Annotated in this window: 14 protein-coding genes; 2 read left to right on the forward strand and 12 right to left on the reverse strand. The window is 66.7% G+C overall.

All coding sequences use genetic code 11. The features are described from left to right. Positions 1-23 precede the first annotated feature (23 nt). Positions 24-1106 (forward strand): nitrogen regulation protein NR(II), encoded by a 1083-nt coding sequence (glnL, locus tag ACWKV7_RS16145; protein ID WP_483858712.1) that lies wholly within the window; start codon positions 24-26, stop codon positions 1104-1106. Then, a complete protein-coding gene (ntrC, locus tag ACWKV7_RS16150; RefSeq protein ID WP_483858713.1) occupies positions 1103-2539 on the forward strand; it encodes a nitrogen regulation protein NR(I) in 1437 nt (478 codons plus the stop codon). The genes glnL and ntrC overlap by 4 nt, the downstream gene beginning before the upstream one ends. Positions 2540-3521: 982 nt before the next feature. Here ntrC and ACWKV7_RS16155 read toward each other — a convergent pair. The 12 genes from ACWKV7_RS16155 to ACWKV7_RS16210 form a co-directional block, all read right to left on the reverse strand. After that, a complete protein-coding gene (locus ACWKV7_RS16155) occupies positions 3522-7583 on the reverse strand; it encodes a DUF6701 domain-containing protein (RefSeq protein ID WP_483858714.1) in 4062 nt (1353 codons plus the stop codon). Between the two features lie 97 nt (positions 7584-7680). Further along, complete coding sequence (locus ACWKV7_RS16160) at positions 7681-8085, reverse strand: hypothetical protein (RefSeq protein WP_483858715.1); 405 nt, start codon at positions 8083-8085, stop codon at positions 7681-7683. After that, complete coding sequence (locus ACWKV7_RS16165) at positions 8075-8965, reverse strand: PulJ/GspJ family protein (RefSeq protein ID WP_483858716.1); 891 nt, start codon at positions 8963-8965, stop codon at positions 8075-8077. The genes ACWKV7_RS16160 and ACWKV7_RS16165 overlap by 11 nt, the downstream gene beginning before the upstream one ends. After that, positions 8965-9423 (reverse strand): prepilin-type N-terminal cleavage/methylation domain-containing protein, encoded by a 459-nt coding sequence (locus tag ACWKV7_RS16170; protein ID WP_483858717.1) that lies wholly within the window; start codon positions 9421-9423, stop codon positions 8965-8967. Before ACWKV7_RS16170 ends, ACWKV7_RS16165 begins: the two co-directional genes overlap by 1 nt. After that, the gene (locus ACWKV7_RS16175; RefSeq protein ID WP_483858718.1) at positions 9420-9905 is read right to left on the reverse strand and encodes a pilus assembly FimT family protein; all 486 of its coding nucleotides are present in this window, start codon (positions 9903-9905) and stop codon (positions 9420-9422) included. Before ACWKV7_RS16175 ends, ACWKV7_RS16170 begins: the two co-directional genes overlap by 4 nt. Positions 9906-10067: 162 nt before the next feature. Then, on the reverse strand, positions 10068-10535 hold the full coding sequence (locus ACWKV7_RS16180) for a type II secretion system protein (protein WP_483858719.1): 468 nt from the start codon (positions 10533-10535) through the stop codon (positions 10068-10070). A 20-nt stretch (positions 10536-10555) separates the two neighbouring features. Further along, positions 10556-11083, reverse strand: coding sequence for a prepilin-type N-terminal cleavage/methylation domain-containing protein (locus ACWKV7_RS16185; RefSeq protein WP_483858720.1), 528 nt, complete (start codon positions 11081-11083; stop codon positions 10556-10558). Further along, on the reverse strand, positions 11080-11619 hold the full coding sequence (locus ACWKV7_RS16190; protein ID WP_483858721.1) for a hypothetical protein: 540 nt from the start codon (positions 11617-11619) through the stop codon (positions 11080-11082). Before ACWKV7_RS16190 ends, ACWKV7_RS16185 begins: the two co-directional genes overlap by 4 nt. Next, complete coding sequence (locus ACWKV7_RS16195; protein WP_483858722.1) at positions 11616-12851, reverse strand: type II secretion system F family protein; 1236 nt, start codon at positions 12849-12851, stop codon at positions 11616-11618. The genes ACWKV7_RS16190 and ACWKV7_RS16195 overlap by 4 nt, the downstream gene beginning before the upstream one ends. A gap of 106 nt (positions 12852-12957) precedes the next feature. Further along, complete coding sequence (locus ACWKV7_RS16200) at positions 12958-14682, reverse strand: GspE/PulE family protein (protein ID WP_483858723.1); 1725 nt, start codon at positions 14680-14682, stop codon at positions 12958-12960. Continuing rightward, positions 14679-16022 (reverse strand): tetratricopeptide repeat protein, encoded by a 1344-nt coding sequence (locus ACWKV7_RS16205; RefSeq protein ID WP_483858724.1) that lies wholly within the window; start codon positions 16020-16022, stop codon positions 14679-14681. The genes ACWKV7_RS16200 and ACWKV7_RS16205 overlap by 4 nt, the downstream gene beginning before the upstream one ends. Next, positions 16019-16951, reverse strand: coding sequence for an ExeA family protein (locus ACWKV7_RS16210; RefSeq protein ID WP_483858725.1), 933 nt, complete (start codon positions 16949-16951; stop codon positions 16019-16021). The genes ACWKV7_RS16205 and ACWKV7_RS16210 overlap by 4 nt, the downstream gene beginning before the upstream one ends. Position 16952 lies beyond the last annotated feature (1 nt).

Raw genomic sequence — 16952 nt, forward strand, 5'->3', positions numbered from 1 at the left:
GCCCATCGCCGGATGCCCGACCTATGATCAACGACGCCCTACATCGCCTGCTGCTGGACAACCTGACCACCGCGACCATCCTGCTCAACGCGGACCTGCGCCTCGAGTACATGAACCCGGCGGCGGAGATGCTGCTGGCCGTCAGCGGCCAGCGCAGCCACGGGCAGTTCATCAGCGAGCTATTCACCGAATCACCCGAGGCCCTGGCCGCGCTGCGCCATGCCGTGGAGCAGGCGCATCCCTTCACCAAGCGCGAGGCCATGCTGACCTCGCTGTCGGGGCACAGCCTGACAGTGGACTACGCGGTGACGCCGATTCTCAACCGCGGTGCCACCCTGCTGCTGCTGGAAGTGCACCCGCGTGATCGCCTGTTGCGCATCACCAAAGAAGAGGCCCAGCTGTCCAAGCAGGAAACCACCAAGCTGCTGGTACGGGGCCTGGCCCACGAGATCAAGAATCCCCTGGGCGGCATCCGCGGTGCAGCGCAACTGCTCTCCCGCGAGCTGCCCGGCGAGGACCTCAAGGACTACACCAACGTCATCATCGAAGAAGCCGACCGCCTGCGTAATCTGGTGGACCGCATGCTCGGCTCGAACAAGCTGCCGTCGCTGGCCATGACCAACATCCACGAGGTGCTGGAACGGGTCGGCAGCCTGGTGGAAGCGGAGAGCCAGGGCTGCATCACTTTGGTGCGCGACTACGACCCGAGCATTCCCGACCTGCTCATCGACCGCGAGCAGATGATCCAGGCAGTGCTCAATATCGTGCGCAACGCCATGCAGGCGCTGGCGGCGCAGAGCGACCTGCGCATCGGACGGATCAGCCTGCGCACCCGCACCCTGCGCCAGTTCACCATCGCCCATACCCGCCATCGGCTGGTGTGCAAGGTGGACATCCTCGACAACGGCCCGGGCATTCCCCAGGAGCTGCAGGAAACCATCTTCTATCCCATGGTCAGCGGCCGTCCGGACGGCACCGGGCTGGGCCTGGCCATCACCCAGAACATCATCAGCCAGCACCAGGGCCTGATCGAGTGCGAGAGCCATCCCGGCCACACGCAGTTCTCGATCTTCCTGCCGCTGGAACAAGGAGCCCCAACGTCATGAGCCGTAGCGAAACCGTCTGGATCGTCGACGACGACCGCTCCATCCGCTGGGTACTGGAAAAGGCCCTGCAGCAGGAGGGCATCGAAACCCAGAGTTTCGACAGCGCCGACGGCGTGCTCAGCCGCCTCAACCGCCAGCAGCCGGACGTGATCATCTCCGATATCCGCATGCCCGGCGCCAGCGGCCTCGACCTGCTCGCCCAGATCCGCGAGCTGTACCCGCGCCTGCCGGTGATCATCATGACCGCGCACTCCGACCTGGACAGTGCGGTCGCCTCCTACCAAGGCGGCGCCTTCGAATACCTGCCCAAGCCGTTCGACGTCGACGAGGCGGTGTCGCTGGTCAAGCGCGCCAACCAACATGCCCAGGAACAGCAGAGCCTCGAAGTACCGGTCCACCAGGCGCGCACCCCGGAAATCATCGGCGAAGCGCCGGCGATGCAGGAGGTGTTCCGCGCGATTGGTCGCTTGAGCCACTCCAATATCACCGTGCTGATCAACGGCGAGTCCGGCACCGGCAAGGAACTGGTCGCCCATGCCCTGCACCGCCACAGCCCGCGCGCCGCGGCGCCGTTCATCGCGCTGAACATGGCGGCGATCCCCAAGGACCTGATGGAGTCCGAGCTGTTCGGCCACGAGAAGGGCGCCTTCACCGGCGCGGCCAACCAGCGGCGCGGCCGTTTCGAGCAGGCTGACGGCGGAACCCTGTTCCTCGACGAGATCGGCGACATGCCGGCCGACACCCAGACCCGCCTGCTGCGCGTGCTGGCCGACGGCGAGTTCTACCGCGTCGGCGGCCATACCCCAGTCAAGGTCGATGTGCGCATCATCGCCGCCACCCACCAGAACCTGGAAAACCTGGTGCAGGCTGGAAAGTTCCGCGAGGACCTGTTCCATCGTCTGAACGTCATCCGCATCCATATCCCACGGCTGTCCGACCGCCGCGAGGACATCCCCACCCTCGCCCGCCACTTCCTGGCCCGCGCCGCCCAGGAACTGGCGGTGGAGCCCAAGCTGCTCAAGGCGGAAACCGAGGACTACCTGAAGAACCTGCCCTGGCCGGGCAACGTGCGCCAGTTGGAGAATACCTGCCGCTGGATCACCGTGATGGCCTCGGGTCGCGAAGTGCATGTCGACGACCTGCCGCCGGAACTGCTGACCCAGACCCAGGACGCCGCGCCGGTGACCAACTGGGAACAGGCGCTGCGCCTGTGGGCCGACCAGGCATTGACCCGCGGCCAGTCCAACCTGCTGGACAGCGCCGTGCCGACCTTCGAACGCATCATGATCGAGACCGCGCTCAAGCACACCGCCGGCCGCCGCCGCGACGCCGCCCTGCTGCTCGGTTGGGGCCGCAATACGCTGACCCGCAAGATCAAGGAGCTGGGCATGAACGTCGATGGTGGCGACGATGACGAGAGCGACGAGGGCTGACACCCTCGCCGCTCGGTAACTGCGTCTGGGCGCGGGCCGGGCTCTAGGAGCAGGCAACTTGGAGTCACCGGTCGACTCAGCCATCCTGATCAGCCCTGGTGCTGCCTGCCCTGGATACCGACCTACGTCGGTATGACAGTGTAGAGAGTGTAGAGAGCACCGCGCTTAGTCTTACCCTCTATGGCGTCGCCTCCAACGACCCGGCCGACAAGCCGCGCGAACGCTACCCCAGCCCGCTCCCCCAAACCCGTCACCCCGGCGAAGGCCGGGGCCCAGGGGTAGGCGACTCGGAGCTGCCGGTCGCCTCAGCTACCCTGATCAGCCTGCCGCCTGCCCTGGATACCGACCTGCGTCGGTATGACGGGGTAGAGAGCACCGCGTTTTGTCTTACCCGCTATGGGATCGCCCCCAACGACCTGGCCGACAAGCTGAGCGGCCTCTCCTTGCACACCCCGCTCTCCCAAACCCGTCACCCCGGCGCAGGCCGGGGCCCAGGGGTAGGCGACTCGGAGCTGCCGGTCGCCTCAGCCACCCTGATCAGCCCTTGTGCTGCCTGCCCTGGATACCGACCTACGTCGGTATGACAGTGTAGAGAGTGTGGAGAGCAGCGCGCTTGGTCTTACCCTCTATGGCGTCGCCTCCAACGACCCGGCCGACAAGCCGCGCGAACGCTACCCCAGCCCGCTCCCCCAAACCCTTCGCCCCGGCGAAGGCCGGGGCCCAGGGGCAGGCGGCTCGGAGTTGCCTCCGTGCCGCAATGCTAGGCGCCTCCCCGGAAATATCTCCGTCCGTCTTCGAACCCGCCACAGGCCGCGTGGTCAAACCGCAGCCATGGAAATTCATCGTCACAAAACTGGCATACGCCCTGCATAGGATGTAGTGACTCCCGGTTTTGGGGACCTTGGTACAGGCAGGCCGGGGATTCCCCTCTTTTACAGCCAAGCCCGAGGGCCGCACTTAGCGGCCCTCGGGCTTTCTGCTTTCAGCGATAGAGTTCGCGGCGGAAGATCAGCGGCTGCGGGCCGCGGTAGATGCCGAAACTCGCCAGACCCCACGCCATCTGGCGGTTGGCGCCATCCCACGGGTATTGCAACCAGGCCGGCGCGGACGGGAAAGTCACCCGCACCGAGCCGTCGTTGCCGGCTCCCGGCGCGCTCAGTTGCAGGGTACCGATGCCCGCCGAGGGGCCGTTCAAGGTCGCGGTGGTTTCTCCCGCCGCCAGGTTGCCGGTGTACTGATCCAGTGCAGGCGCACCCAAAACCGTGCAAGTGTCCAGCCCTTCGACCTGGAAACTGCCGCCGGCGACGTTCTGCCAAGTTTCCAGGGTCAGCGGCAGGCTCAAGCTTTGCAATTCCGAACCATGGGCATTGCCGATACGCAGCCGGCCCAGGCGGACCTGGCTGCCGGGGTTGTCGCTGAAGTCATAGCTGAAGGACTGGCAGACGGCGCCGCTGAGGTAGCAGGCGCCATCCTGGTCGGTCAGGCTGGCGGCCGCGAAGCTCTGGCGGACCTTGGCCATGAACGGCAATTCGCTCGCCGTTGGCAGGGAGGCTGCGGCGTAGCTCAGGGTCTGGCCGCTCCAGCGGTAGCGGCGCGCGCCGTCGCCGTCATCGGCGCCCAGCGTGGTCACGCTGGCGGTGCCGCTTGCGGAAAGGCGACCAGTGTCGAGGGCCGCTACGCCCGTGTTGGAGGCATACACCCCTGCCCCCGCCGCTGGCGCTGTCAGCCGCCAGAAGGTGCCTCGGTCGTAGTTCTGCGTCACCGCCCCGGCGCGATTGCGGCCTTCTACCGTCAACTGCGGCTCGCGGTTGGTGGCAAAGCCGATCGGCTGACCCTGGTAGCTGAAGCTGCCGCAACTGGGGGTCAGGCTGGCGGCCCCGGAGACGGCGAGATAGGCCGGCGCGAAACGCCCGACCAGGCCGCTCTCGCCGCCGCCGACCGTTTCCCCGAAATAGCTGTTGGCCGCCGGTGTGGCGGTCAAGCGAAAGACGCCGACCTCAGAGACCGAGGTGCTGACGCTGGTCTGATTGCCCAGCGCGTGGCTGTAGCTACTGGGAGAGGTACTGCCGGCACTGCCTGGCGTTGGCGCCACCAAGGCGCTGCTCAGGGCGATGTTGCCCAGCTGGAAGTTCGGCGTGGTGAGGTTGCCGGTACACAGCGCCGCGGCGGTCGATGCCTCGCCATCGACTTGCCAGGCGACCGCGCGGATACGCAGCGGGAAGCTGTCGCCGGCCCGAACGCCACCGGGAAACAGAGGGCAATTGCTGCTGACACCGGCCACGCTGCACGTCGAGTCCGTCTCCAGACACAAGCCGTAGGGCTTACTGACGAAGTCGTCCGAGCCATTCAGTACCAGCCCGCTATCACCGTTGGCCGCGCTGCCGGTATAGGTCGCATTCAGCAGCATCGATCCCGCATCGTCGTAGCGCACCGTCAGCGGTGCCGTACCGTTGCTGTCGAAGTTCAGGCTGACGCTGGTCGGGCTCGCCGTCACGTTGTTGCCGTTGACGACCACCGGCTGGGTGCCGGTGGCCGGACTCGCATAGGCGGAGGTGAACACCACGTTGCGCTGCACGCTGGCGAACGCCGGCACACACTGCAAGGCATTATTCGACTTGCGCACCGCGCTGATGCTGGCCGCCGTCGGTTTGGCCGCCAGCAGGTTCGGCACCTGCAGCAGCAGGCCGCTGTCGGCATAGCTGATCTGGCAGCCGCTGGTGGAGCAGACATTACTGCTCAGCGGCTTGGCCGCCGGTATCGACGACTGCACCGCCAGGCTGACGGTACCGGCCGTGGGTACCCGTAGCTGCGCCACCGCCGTGCCGCCGCTGAAGGTGATGGTATTGCCATTGGCGCTGGCCGGGCCGGTCGCCGTCCAGTAGTTGCTCGGGCTCAGGGTCACGCTGACCGGATCGGTATACAGGCTGCTGCAGGAGGCGTTCAGGCAGGCGCGAATGGTTACCGGCTGCGGATTGCAGGTCAGCGCGCTGGCCGCGTAAATGAACTCGAAATGGTCGATCTGCTGCCCCACCGGCAACATTTCCGCCGCGCAGACCTGCATGTCGTCCAGTTCGTGAATGTTGTTCGAACCGCCGGTCGAGCCCGTGAAGGACAGAAAGAAGTTGGTCGGCAGGGCTGCCTGGTTGCTATCCGCCAGCGCATTGACCGCATTCAGCCCGCTGAGCACGACGAAGCCGGAGCCGGTATCGCGCTCCACGGTGACGTTCGCCGCCCCCGTGGTGCGGCCGTCCATGGTGATGCGGTAGGTATGCCCCGGTGCGGCGCTGCTGCTGTTGGCGCTGTCCACGCCGGGATTGAGGTTGGCGGCCGTACCGGCGAGATAGCGATAGCCGCTCAGCCCGCTGCCCGAACCGCGCATGGATACCGAATCCTGGCGGAATCCCGGCCCGCCCTGGCGCCCCTCGGTGGGGTTGGAGAAGTTGCCATATTCGTCCAGGGCGATGCCCAGCCAGCCGCCGGCGAAACCGCTGGTGCCGGTGGCGCTGAGCTGGGCATATCCCAGCGAGCCGCCATAGCCGCCCGGCTGCGGTGTCTGGCTGGCATCGGAAAAGATCGCCGCGATGCCGTCGGCGCCGCTGCCGTTGTAGGCGTAGTACTTGAACTGCACCTGCACGTAGTTGCCGGCGGCCGGCAGCAGCCGTTGCAGGGTCGCGGCCGTGGCCACGTTGCCGGTGTTGTCGGTCAGGCGCAGGCGGCCGTTGACGATGCGCGGGTTGCCGAAGCTGCCGCTGCGACTGGTCACTGCCCAGTCGCTGCTCAGGCTGCCGCCGGAAAAGTCGTCGCTCAGGCATTGCAGCGTCAGGGCGCAGGCGTGCCGCTCGGCCACCAGAGCGCTGATTTCGCTGGTACTCAGCGCGCGGTTGTAGATGCGCAACTCGTCCAGGCTGCCGTTGAAGTAGCGCCCGGCGGCGCCCTGGTCCTGGCCAAGTTGCAAGGGATCGGTATTGGCCAGCGGCGTGCCGCTGAAACTGGCCTGGCCGGCCAGGTTGCCGTTGATGTAGATGCGCTGATCGTTCGGCGCGAAGCGGATCAGCACATGGCTCCACTGGCCGACCTGCAATGCGCTGGTGCTGTTGAATTCGCGGGTAGCGCTGGGGCTGCTGGTCTGCCACCACCAGTTGATGGTGCCGTTGGGGTTGAGGTGGAACTCGTAGTTCTCGTCCTTCGAGAGAATGCTCATCAGCCCGCTGCCCGGCAGGCTGTTGGGTTTCACCCATAGGCCGATGGTGAAGCTGTCCTGCAGGGTCAGCAGGTTATTGTGGGCCCGCTGCACATATTGCTGGCTGGCGCTGACGAAATTGCCGTAGCCGCAGGTGCCCTGGCCGTTGACGGTCGGCAGCGCCGGGCTCTGCTTGCTGGTGGCCGCGCCGTTGAACACCGTGCCGTGCAGGTTGTTGCCGGAGCTGTCGAGCACCTCGTCGGCGGCACCGGTCCAGGCGGAGTTGTCGAGGGACCAACTGAGCAGCGGCGGGCTGTTCCCTTCGCACAGAGAGCCGAACTGGGCCAGCGACAGTGCATTGGATGCGTAGTTGAGAGCACTGCTGCCACCCGACGCGACCGAGCCGAGGGCGGTCAGGGCGCCGTTGAGCACCAGGCCATTGCCGTACTGGATGCTGCCGGTGGCGTAAACGAAACCGTTGATTTGTACGTTGTTGCCCAGGACGAGTGAGCCGTTGACGATAAAGATCAGGTCCTGCGGATTGCCGCCAGCGTTGAGCGTGCTGTTGTTGGCCAATGTCAGGCTACCGTTGACGAATACCCGTGTCGTGGGGCCAGCCGTGGTGGTCAGTGACCAGCCATTGGAAGTACCGCCCCCCCCGAAGTAATGAGCACCAGCGCCCAGGCTGCGATTGGCAGCGCCAATCGCCGGGCTGTTTTGCCAGGTCACGCCGGACAGGTCCAGCGCGTTGGCGCTGTTGCTCGTAGTGGCGGCGGGAAACACCGAGGTGCAGGTGGCGGCCAGCAAGATCGCGCTCTGGCTGAAGCAGAGCACCAGCAGCATGAGGCGCAGGCAGAACGTCATCGAGATATACCCGTCTGGTCAGGCTGCCCCGCATGGCTGGCATGCGGGTCAAGGGAAATGGCTTTCGGACTGACGCCCCTCGCTTGCCGATACATCGCTAGTGCTCCACCACTGCGGTCAATTGCCGGTAGGCATAGTCCGGCCGCCCGCCGGGCGTGCCGTTCTGCGCCGTCGCCGTGATGCGGAAGATCTGTACGCTGGCTCCGTCGACGCTGTAGGTCTGCACGCTGCAGGTCAGCGCCAGGCTGAATTCGCCCAGGTTGCTGCCGGCCAGACTGGGCGTTGCCGCGGCGCATACGTTGGCGTTCACCGCCCGGGTAATGCCCCACTCCAGCCCGGCCCGCGCCGCCTGGTAGGCCCGCGCCTGCTGGATGGCCAGGCTGTTGGTGCCATGCTGGTTGGACGACAGGCGCGCCATGGCCACCACCACCAGGGCGATGATGACCATGACGAACAGCGCCGCCACCAGGGCGAAGCCGCGTTGGCGGGATTCAAGGCGCATTGTCGACGTGTACCTGTTGCAGCAGTTGAACGGTCTCGCCGCTGTCCGTCAGGCTCAGGGCGATGCTGAGCAAGCTCGCACGCTGAGTGTTGCCCGGCGCGTAGGTAAGGTCGCAGGCGGTCACGTTGTCCGCCACCACCTGGGCACCGGCCGGTGCAACGTTGGGGGCGGTCGCGGCCAGGCTGGTCGTGGTGTAGCGCAGCAGTCGCCGGTTGGGCAGGTCGCAGCGGTAACCGATCACCTGGTCGGCAAAGTAGAAGCGCCGCTGCGGCGAGGCAAAAGCGAAGCTGAAACCGCCAGCCGGCAGGTTGCCGAGCTGGACCTGGGTTTCGTTGACCGGGCTATTGGCCAGCGCCGTGAAGGTCACGCCGGTCGGCGTGATTACCCCAGGGTTGCCGCCGGCCCAGAGGTTGCTGCCGGGCAACGGGTTGCCGCCCGAAACGGCACCGATGTTGTAGACCACCAACCAGCGTGCCGCGGACAGGTTCAGCCCGGGGTCGAGGACCTGGAAGGCATTGCACAGGTTGCCCTGCGCGGTACAGACCGAGGCGGTGCCCGGCATGAAGACCAGCCCCTCGCCCCCCAGGCGATTGGGCCGGTAGCGGCCGGCGCTGAGGATATTCAGCATCTCCACGGTCAGGTTGTCGCTGGAGAGGCGCACCGAGTTGGGCACCGCAAGGCGGATGTCACGGCTCATCAGGTTCATCGCCACGGCGGCCTTGTCCACCAGTTGGGCGCGGCGGCTCTGGTCGACGAAGCCCTGCATGGGGTTGGACAGCACGCTGCTGATCATCACCGCGACCACGCCGGCCAGGGCGATGACCATGATCAGTTCGACCAGGGTGAAGCCCGCCGCTCGCCCGCTCCCACGCCTGGCCATCAGTAGCGCGTCCGGTAGCCGCCGAGCACCAGCGCCTGGCCGGCGGGGTCGGTGACGGTGACTTCGACGTAGAGCACGTCGCTGGCGGCCAGGCCGTTCCACGCCTGGGGAGCGACGCTGGCCTGGACCCGGTAGTTGGTCAAGGCGGCGATGGCCTGGCCATGGGCATTACGCGCGCCGTTGTCATTGAGGCCGGCATAGTCGCAAACGTTGTCGAAGCTGGTGCGACTGGCCGGTGCCGCGGGGCAGACATTGCCGCTGGCAGGGTCGAGAAAGGGTTGCAGGAGGATTTCCTCCAGGTAGGCCTCGGCGATGGCCAGGCTCTGCTGGCGCAGCATCGGGTCGGCCGAGCGCCCGCTGATGGCAGCCATGCTGGTATAGAGCGCGGCGGCGGCGATGCCGATGATGACGATGGCGATCACCAGCTCGACCAGGGTCATGCCGCGCTGGCGCTTCATTGCACCAGCCCGGTACCGGCGTTCACCGTCAGGGTGAAGCCGCCGATGATGGCGCTCGCTGCGCCAGAGGCAGTGCCCAGCGAGTCGAACACCACCGGAAAATTGGTCGCCGTCACCGCGACGCCAGAGGGCGGCGCGGCATCGGCGTAGATCTGGCCATCCGCGCCCAGCACCTGGGCACTGTAGGCACCCGAGGTACAGTTGGCGGCGCGGCGCAGGCTGTAGCCGCCTGCGCCCAACCCCACCTGCACCCGGCAGCCGCTGGCCAGGGCCAGCTTCTGCGCATAGCGCACGGCGGAGAGGGCTTCCTCGTAGTACAGGCGCTCGTCGAACACCTGCCGCTCGAAGAAGCGCGGCGCAGCCACCGCGGCCAGCACGCCGAGGATAACCATGACCATGATCAGTTCGACCAGGGTGAAGCCCGCCATGCCAGCGGCAGCGCGGACTCCAGTCCGGGCTACGGAGAAATGGCGGGCGCTCATTCCGTAGCCCGGATAAATCGCGAAACACGATGCAATCCGGGAACGTGGCCCCGGATTGCGCTGCCGCTTATCCGGGCTACGGGAATCAAAGAAGCACGGCGCCGCCACCGTGGCGAGCGCGCCAATTCTCGGTTCGACCAGGGTGAAGCAGCGCATCAAGTGTCAGCAACCGCCAGTGGTGGCAGTAATCGTCGGTGGAGTAATAACTGCCGGCGTACCCGTGGAAGTAGCGGCGGTGTACACAACCTGGCAAGAAGCTGCAGTACCTGCCCCCCTAGCTTGCACGGTTGTGGTGGTGGCTGTGTGGGTGACAATAAACTCGGTATTGGATATTTGGGCAGCAGCCTCTATACCTGCAGCCGAGGAAGACGGATAGCCGTTGGTTACAGCAATATCAGCCCCCTCGACGGCAACTGTAGTTGTGGCAGCTGTACCGCCTCTAGCCAGAAACGCCGAATGAACAATAGCCGAAGCGGACTTCATGGAAGCTTCAACGCCTTGAATGGTTGCACGGCGCGCATCCCCGCCCAGATTGACAAACCGCGGCAGCGCAAACGCCGCCAGAATCCCAAGAATCACAATCACCATGATCAGCTCGATCAGGGTGAAACCGCTCTGTTGCTTCTTCATAAATGAACTTCCCATTTCGATCAGTTGAAGTTACGCACTACGTCGCCAGTGGAGGCGTTGTAGATAATGGTGTCGTTGCCACCATCTCGCTGGTAGGTATAAGTGCAACTGTTTGCTGGAGCTGCGGTGGCCACGTAGTCGGGGTTTGCGCCAGTGACCGTCGGAGCGGAACCCTGCAGCAAGGCCGTCCACAGGTTCTGGCATTCCGCAACGCTAGGCGTACCAACCGCCGGCGGGTTACCCGCCAAACCGGTGCCCGCCGGCCAGAAGTTCGCATTCACATCGACAGTCCCATTACCGAAGCCAGCCACATTGACGAAGCAGTTGTTGCCTGTGCATCCCTGTACACCGCCATTGCGATTGATTTCCTGCTGCGCCCGCACCAGCAGCACCGCAGAGGCATAGGCGCCTGCCGCACCGTTGAATGCCGAGCGATGGGCATCGCGAGTCGCTTCCATGAACCGCGGCAACGCCACCGCCGCGAGAATGCCGAGAATGGCGATCACCACCACCAGCTCGATCAGGGTAAAGCCTTGGTTCTTTTTCATAAGTCTCCCTCGTTGCCAAACCACCCCAGCGCGGTGAGTTCCGTGCTGGATACTTCTTCGAGTTCGAGAGCGAAGACAGTGCTTACCGAGCGTGATCCAGTTAACGGTTTTTCCGGAACCGCCAACAGCCGGTAGGCATGCACTTCACTCCCCTGCCTTGTCCATCCGTCGCCGAAGCGCGGTCGGTACAGCACCCAGGCCTGAGCCGGGAGCCAGTACCAGCAGCCGCTCCGTGGCTGTTCACCTGCGGCGAGTTCGCCGCAGTAGTTGTCCTGCCGCCAACGCAGCAGGACGAACGGGTTGCGCGTCCGCCAGTCCGGGGCCAGTGCCTGCCCGGCGGCGGTTCGCTCGGCCACCAGCCCGTTCAGGCTGGCGGCCAGGTATTCGCGGGTCGCCTGCATGGCGCGCCGTTCGCTGACCTCGGCAATGGTGCGACCCAGCGCCAGAACCGTGCCCAGAAACAGGACCCCACCCAGCGCCCAGCCCCAGCGCCGCGCGCGGCGCACGGTGTGGATGCTGTCGTACTCGTCCCTCACGCGTGCCCTTTCGCCGCCGAGGCCAGCTCCCACATCGGCAGGAACACGCCGAGCGCAAGGATCAGCACCATCACGCCCATGGCGACGATGAGGATTGGCTCGATGGCGTCGGCCAGTTGCTTGAGGTCGTAGTCCACTTCCTGCTCGTAGAAGTCGGCCACCTCGACGAACAGGTCGTCCAGCGCGCCGGTCTCCTCGCCCACCGCCATCATCTGCAGCACCAGCGGGGTGAACAGGCCGCTGGCCGAGGCGGTGCGGGTCAGCGCCTCGCCACGCTCGACGCCATCGCGCATGCCGAGGATGGCCTGGCCGATATACCGGTTGCCGACGCTGGCGCTGTTGATCGACAGGGTTTGCAGCAGTGGCACGCCGGCCCGGTACATCATCGCGAAGGTGCGGGTGAAGCGCGCCAGGGCGATGCGCTCGAACACCCCGCCGACGATCGGCAGGCGCAACTTGATGCGATCCCAGGCCAGGGCGCCGGGCTCGGTCTTGGTCCACTTGAGAAAGCCATAGATGCCGCCGACCAGCACGATCGCCAGCAACCACCAGTAGTGCTGGAAGAACTGCGAGGTACCGATCAGCACGCGGGTGGCCCAGGGCAGTTCGGCGCGGAACTGTTCGAAGACCTTGGCGAACGCCGGGATCACCAGCAGGTTGATCACCACCAGCGCCACGCCCATGGCGCTGAGCACGAACAGCGGGTAGCGGGTGGCCTGCTTGATGCGCTTGCGCGTCTCGCGCTCAAGTTCCAGGTAGCTGGACAGTTGGCGGAACGCCTGGTCGAGCTGGCCGGTGTTCTCGCCGACGCTGACCATGCTGATGAATAGCGTGCTGAACACCCGCGGATGGGCGTGCAGCGCCACCGCCATGCTCAGGCCGCTCTCCAGGTCGCTGCGCACCTCCTGCAGCACTTCCTGGAAGTACAGGTTGCGGTTGGACTCGGCGAGGCCGCCGATGGCGCGGATGATCGGCACGCCGGCCTTGCTCAGGCTGTACATCTGCCGGCAGAAGATGATCAGTTCGTCCAGCGCGACACGCTTGCGCCGCAACCGCTCGTTCAGCGCGGCGAACCAGTCGCTGCCCTGCTCCTCGGCCTGGGCCTCGATGGTCAGCGGGGTGATGCGCCGGGCCAGCAGCTCGTCGGCCACCGCGTCGGCATGGGCGCCTTCGACGCTGCCGCTGACCTTGGTGCCCTGGGCGTCGCGACCGGTATAGAGGAAGGTGGTCATGGGCAGCGCCTTCTGTCTGGCGCGTGCCGCTGTAGGGGCGAATTCATTCGCCTGCGCGGCATCGTCTGGCGAATGAAGTCGCCCCTGGAGGACAGGCTACGCCCGCTCATACCGGCCCCTCGTCGCTGAGGGTGGCGCAGACCTTGAGCACTTCTTCCACGCTGGTCACCCCGGCCAGGGCGTAGTCCAGCGCACAGGCGGCCAGGGGGCGGTAGCTGGCCTGGCGCTTGGCCGCCTCGGCGAATTCCTGCGGGTCGTTGCGGCGCAGCGCGGCCACCAGCGGTTCGTCCAGTTCCAGCAGCTCGTAGACGCCGATACGCCCCTGGTAGCCGCTGTTGTGGCAGTGGTGGCAGCCGGCGCCACGCTTGAAGGCGCGCCCGGCCAGGCTGGCGCCGTGCAGCTTCTCCAGCCAGAGCAGTTGCTGCGGCTGCACCGTGTCGTCTTCCATGCAGTTCTCGCAGACCCGCCGCACCAGCCGCTGGGCCAGCACGGCGTTGAGCGCGGTGGCGACCAGGAACGGCTCGGCGCCCATGTCGATCAGGCGCATGGCGGAGGTCAGTGCATCGTTGGTGTGCAGGGTGGACAGCACCAGGTGGCCGGTGAGCGCGGCGCGCAGGCCGATCTCGGCGGTTTCCTGGTCACGCATCTCGCCCACCAGCACGATGTCCGGGTCCTGGCGCAGGGCGGCGCGCAGCACGCGGCCGAAGGTCAGTTCGATCTTGCTGTTGACCTGCACCTGGTTGATGCGCGGCAGGCGGTATTCCACCGGGTCCTCGACGGTGATGATCTTCTTTTCCGGGCTGTTCAGCTCGGCGAGACCGGCGTACAGCGTGGTGGTCTTGCCCGAGCCAGTGGGGCCGGTGACCAGCACCATGCCGTAGGGGCGGTTGAGCAGGCGGCGGAAGCGCTCCAGCAGGTCCGGCGGCATGCCGGTGCCGTTGAGGTTGAAGACCCCGGCGCTCTGGTCGAGCAGGCGCATCACCACCGACTCGCCGAATTGCACCGGCATGGTCGAGACCCGTACGTCGAGGCTGCGGTTCTTCACCCGGATATTGAAGCGACCGTCCTGCGGCAGGCGCTTCTCGGAGATATCCAGGCCGGACATGATCTTCAGGCGCATGACCAGTGCCGAGGCGACCCGTGCCTCCTTCATCACCTGTTCGTTGAGCACGCCGTCGATGCGCTGGCGAATGCGCACCAGGCCTTCGTCGGGCTCGATATGGATGTCCGAGGCCTTCATCTGCACCGCGTCTTCGAACAGCGTCTGCAGCAGGCGCACCACCGGCGCATCGGTGTTGCTGTCGGCGCCCAGGCGCGAAAGGTCGAAGTCGCTCTCCTGCAGCTCGCCTTCCAGCTCGCCGGCGATCGAGGCGATCTCGCTGGTGCGCCGGTACACCATGTCGAGGGTGGCCAGCAGCTCGCCCTCGCGCACCACCGCCGGCCGCACGCGGGTCTTGAGCAGGCGCTCCATTTCGTCGAGGGCGAACAGGTCGAGCGGGTCGGCCATGCCCACCAGTAGGCCGCCGCCCTCGCGGGACAGCACGATGACGCGGAAGCGCCGCGCCACGGCTTCCGGCAGGCTCTGCACCAGTTGGTTGTCGAACTTGAAGTGCTTCAGCTCGATGAACGGGATTTTCAACTGCTCGGAGAGCGCGCTGAGCAGCCGCGCCTCGGCGACGAAACCGAGGTCGACCACGGTGCGACCGAGCTTGGAGCCGGTGCGCTTCTGCTCCTGCAAGGCCAACTGCAGCTGGGCATCGCTGATCAGACCGGCCTGGACCAGCAGGTCCCCCAGGCGCAGTTTGCGCTGTCGGGCGTCGTCCTGGTTCATGGCTGACCTCGCAAGATGGCGGCGCGCTCGGCGGCGAAACGCCGGCTGTTGTCGTCGAGTCCCTGACCTTGCAGGGCCAGGCGGTAATGGCCAGCCGCGGCGGCCGGCTGATCCAGTTGCTCCAGGGCGATTGCCAGGCCGAGTTGCCAGGTGGCCTGGCTCGGCCGCAGCTTGATCAGTTGCCCGTAGAGCGCCGCGCTCTCGCGCCACTGGTCGGTCTGCTGGTAGCTGGCGGCGAGCAGGGCGTGATAGGCCGGCTCGCGATCCAGCGGCGGCGGGTTGCGCGTCAGGCTGGCCACGGCGGCGGCGCTGTCGCCGGTCTGCAACTGCGCACGGGCCAGCAGCAGGGCCAGCTCGCTGTCCCGCGGGTGCCGTGCCAGTTGCTCGGGCAACCAGGCCAGCAGGCGCTCCTGACGGCCACCGGCGAGGTAGGCACGGGCCAGCCAGCGCAAGGTTTCGGCATCGTTCGGGTGCTGCCCATGCAGGGCCTCCAGCTCGGCGATGGCGCGTGGATAGTCTTCGGCCAGCAGGGCCTGGCGGGCCAGGCTCAGCGGGTCCGGCCGGTGACTGGATATCTTCACCTCGGCCGGGCCGCTCGGCTCGACCGGCAGAGACGGCGGCTCGACCGGTGCCACAGGCGGCGCGGGCAGCGAATCGGCAGCTGGCACCGGTTCGGTCATCCATGCCGGCAACGACGTTTCCTCCGGCTCGGCCACCGGCAGAGGTTCCTCCAGCGGCACGGACGCGGGCTCGACCGGGGCGGCGAAGGGCACTTCCAGCCAGAGCAGCGCGCGGTCGCCAGCCGGCTCCAGACGGTCACGCACCTCCAGCCCCGCGCCCAGGCCGACCAACAGCACCTGCAAGCCATCGGGCTGCGCCTCGATGCGCCAGGACAGACTGCGCCCGCCGCGCTGCACGCGGCCCTGGCGCACCTCGCCGGGCAGGCTCACGCCCGGCAGCAGCAGGCTGACCGCGCCGTTCTGCTCGACCCGCCGATAGGGCACGGCACGCTCCAGCAGCAATTGCAGGACGAACCGCTGTGGCTCTTCCTGGGGCAGCACATCGAGCAGTTGCACCGACGCTGGCGTCGGCGCGACGGTTGGCTTGGAAAACAGCCGCGGCGGTTCGTCACGTACCACGCGGCCGATCATCAGGCCGACCAGCAGGCCGAGCAGAATCACCGCGCCCAACCAGGTGAAGCCCCGGCGCAAACGCAGGTAGCGTTCGCGTCGACGCATGGCCTCTTCGTCGACCGCCTGCAGCCCTTCCAGCCGCTGCCAGTCGGCGGGCGCGGCGCGGCGCGACTCGAGGTCGCGCAGCATGTCGTTGACCAGGCTCATGGCAACGCCTCCAGCAGCTCGCCCCACCAGGGCCAGGCGCCGATCAGCAGGACCAGCGACAGGCCGGCGGCGGCCAGGCCAAGGCCCAGCCAGCGTGGCGCGCGGCGCAAGAACGGCCGGGCGCCCTCGGTGTCGGCCAGGGCCCGCCGCACATGGCCCGGACGGACCTGGCGCCGACCTTCGCCGAAGGCAGCCATCAACGACTTGTTGGCGAGGATGTTGAGCAGTCGCGGAATGCCGCCGCTGCCCCGCGCCAGCAGGCGCACAGAGGCGGGTGCGAACAGCGGTTCGCCACGGTAGCCGGCCACCGCCAGGCGCTCCTGCAGGTAGCGCGCGGTGTCGGTCACATCCAGCGGGCGCAGGCGATAGGAGAAGGTGATGCGCTGGCGCAACTGGCGGAATTCGTGGCGCTCCAGGGTGGCGTCCAGCTCCGGCTGGCCGAACAGCACCACCTGCAGCAACTTGACCCGCTCGGTCTCCAGATTGGTCAGCAGGCGCAGCGCCTCGAGGGTATCGGCCGGCAGGGCCTGGGCCTCGTCGATCAGCACCACGATGCTCTTGCCGGCGCGAGACAGGGCGATCAGCCGGCGATGCAGCGCCTCCAAGAGCGCTTGCGGGTCCATCGATTCGCAGCCGCCGATATACAGTTCGCGCGCCAATGCCTGGCGCAGGCCGAGCGGGGTCAGCTCCGGATTGGGCAGGTAGGCCAGCTGGTAGAAATCGGTGTCCAGCTGGTTGAGCAGGGTGCGGCACAGCAGGGTCTTGCCGGTGCCGACCTCGCCGGTGACCTTGATGAAGCCCTCGCCCTGGTCCAGCGCCACGCGCAGCAGGTTGAGGCAGGCCTGGTAGGGGGCCAGCTGCACCAGGAAACCGGTGTTCGGCGTCAGCGAGAAGGGCTTCTCGCGCAGGCCGAAGAACGCCTCGTACATC

This window comes from Zestomonas ipomoeae, from assembly GCF_057128665.1.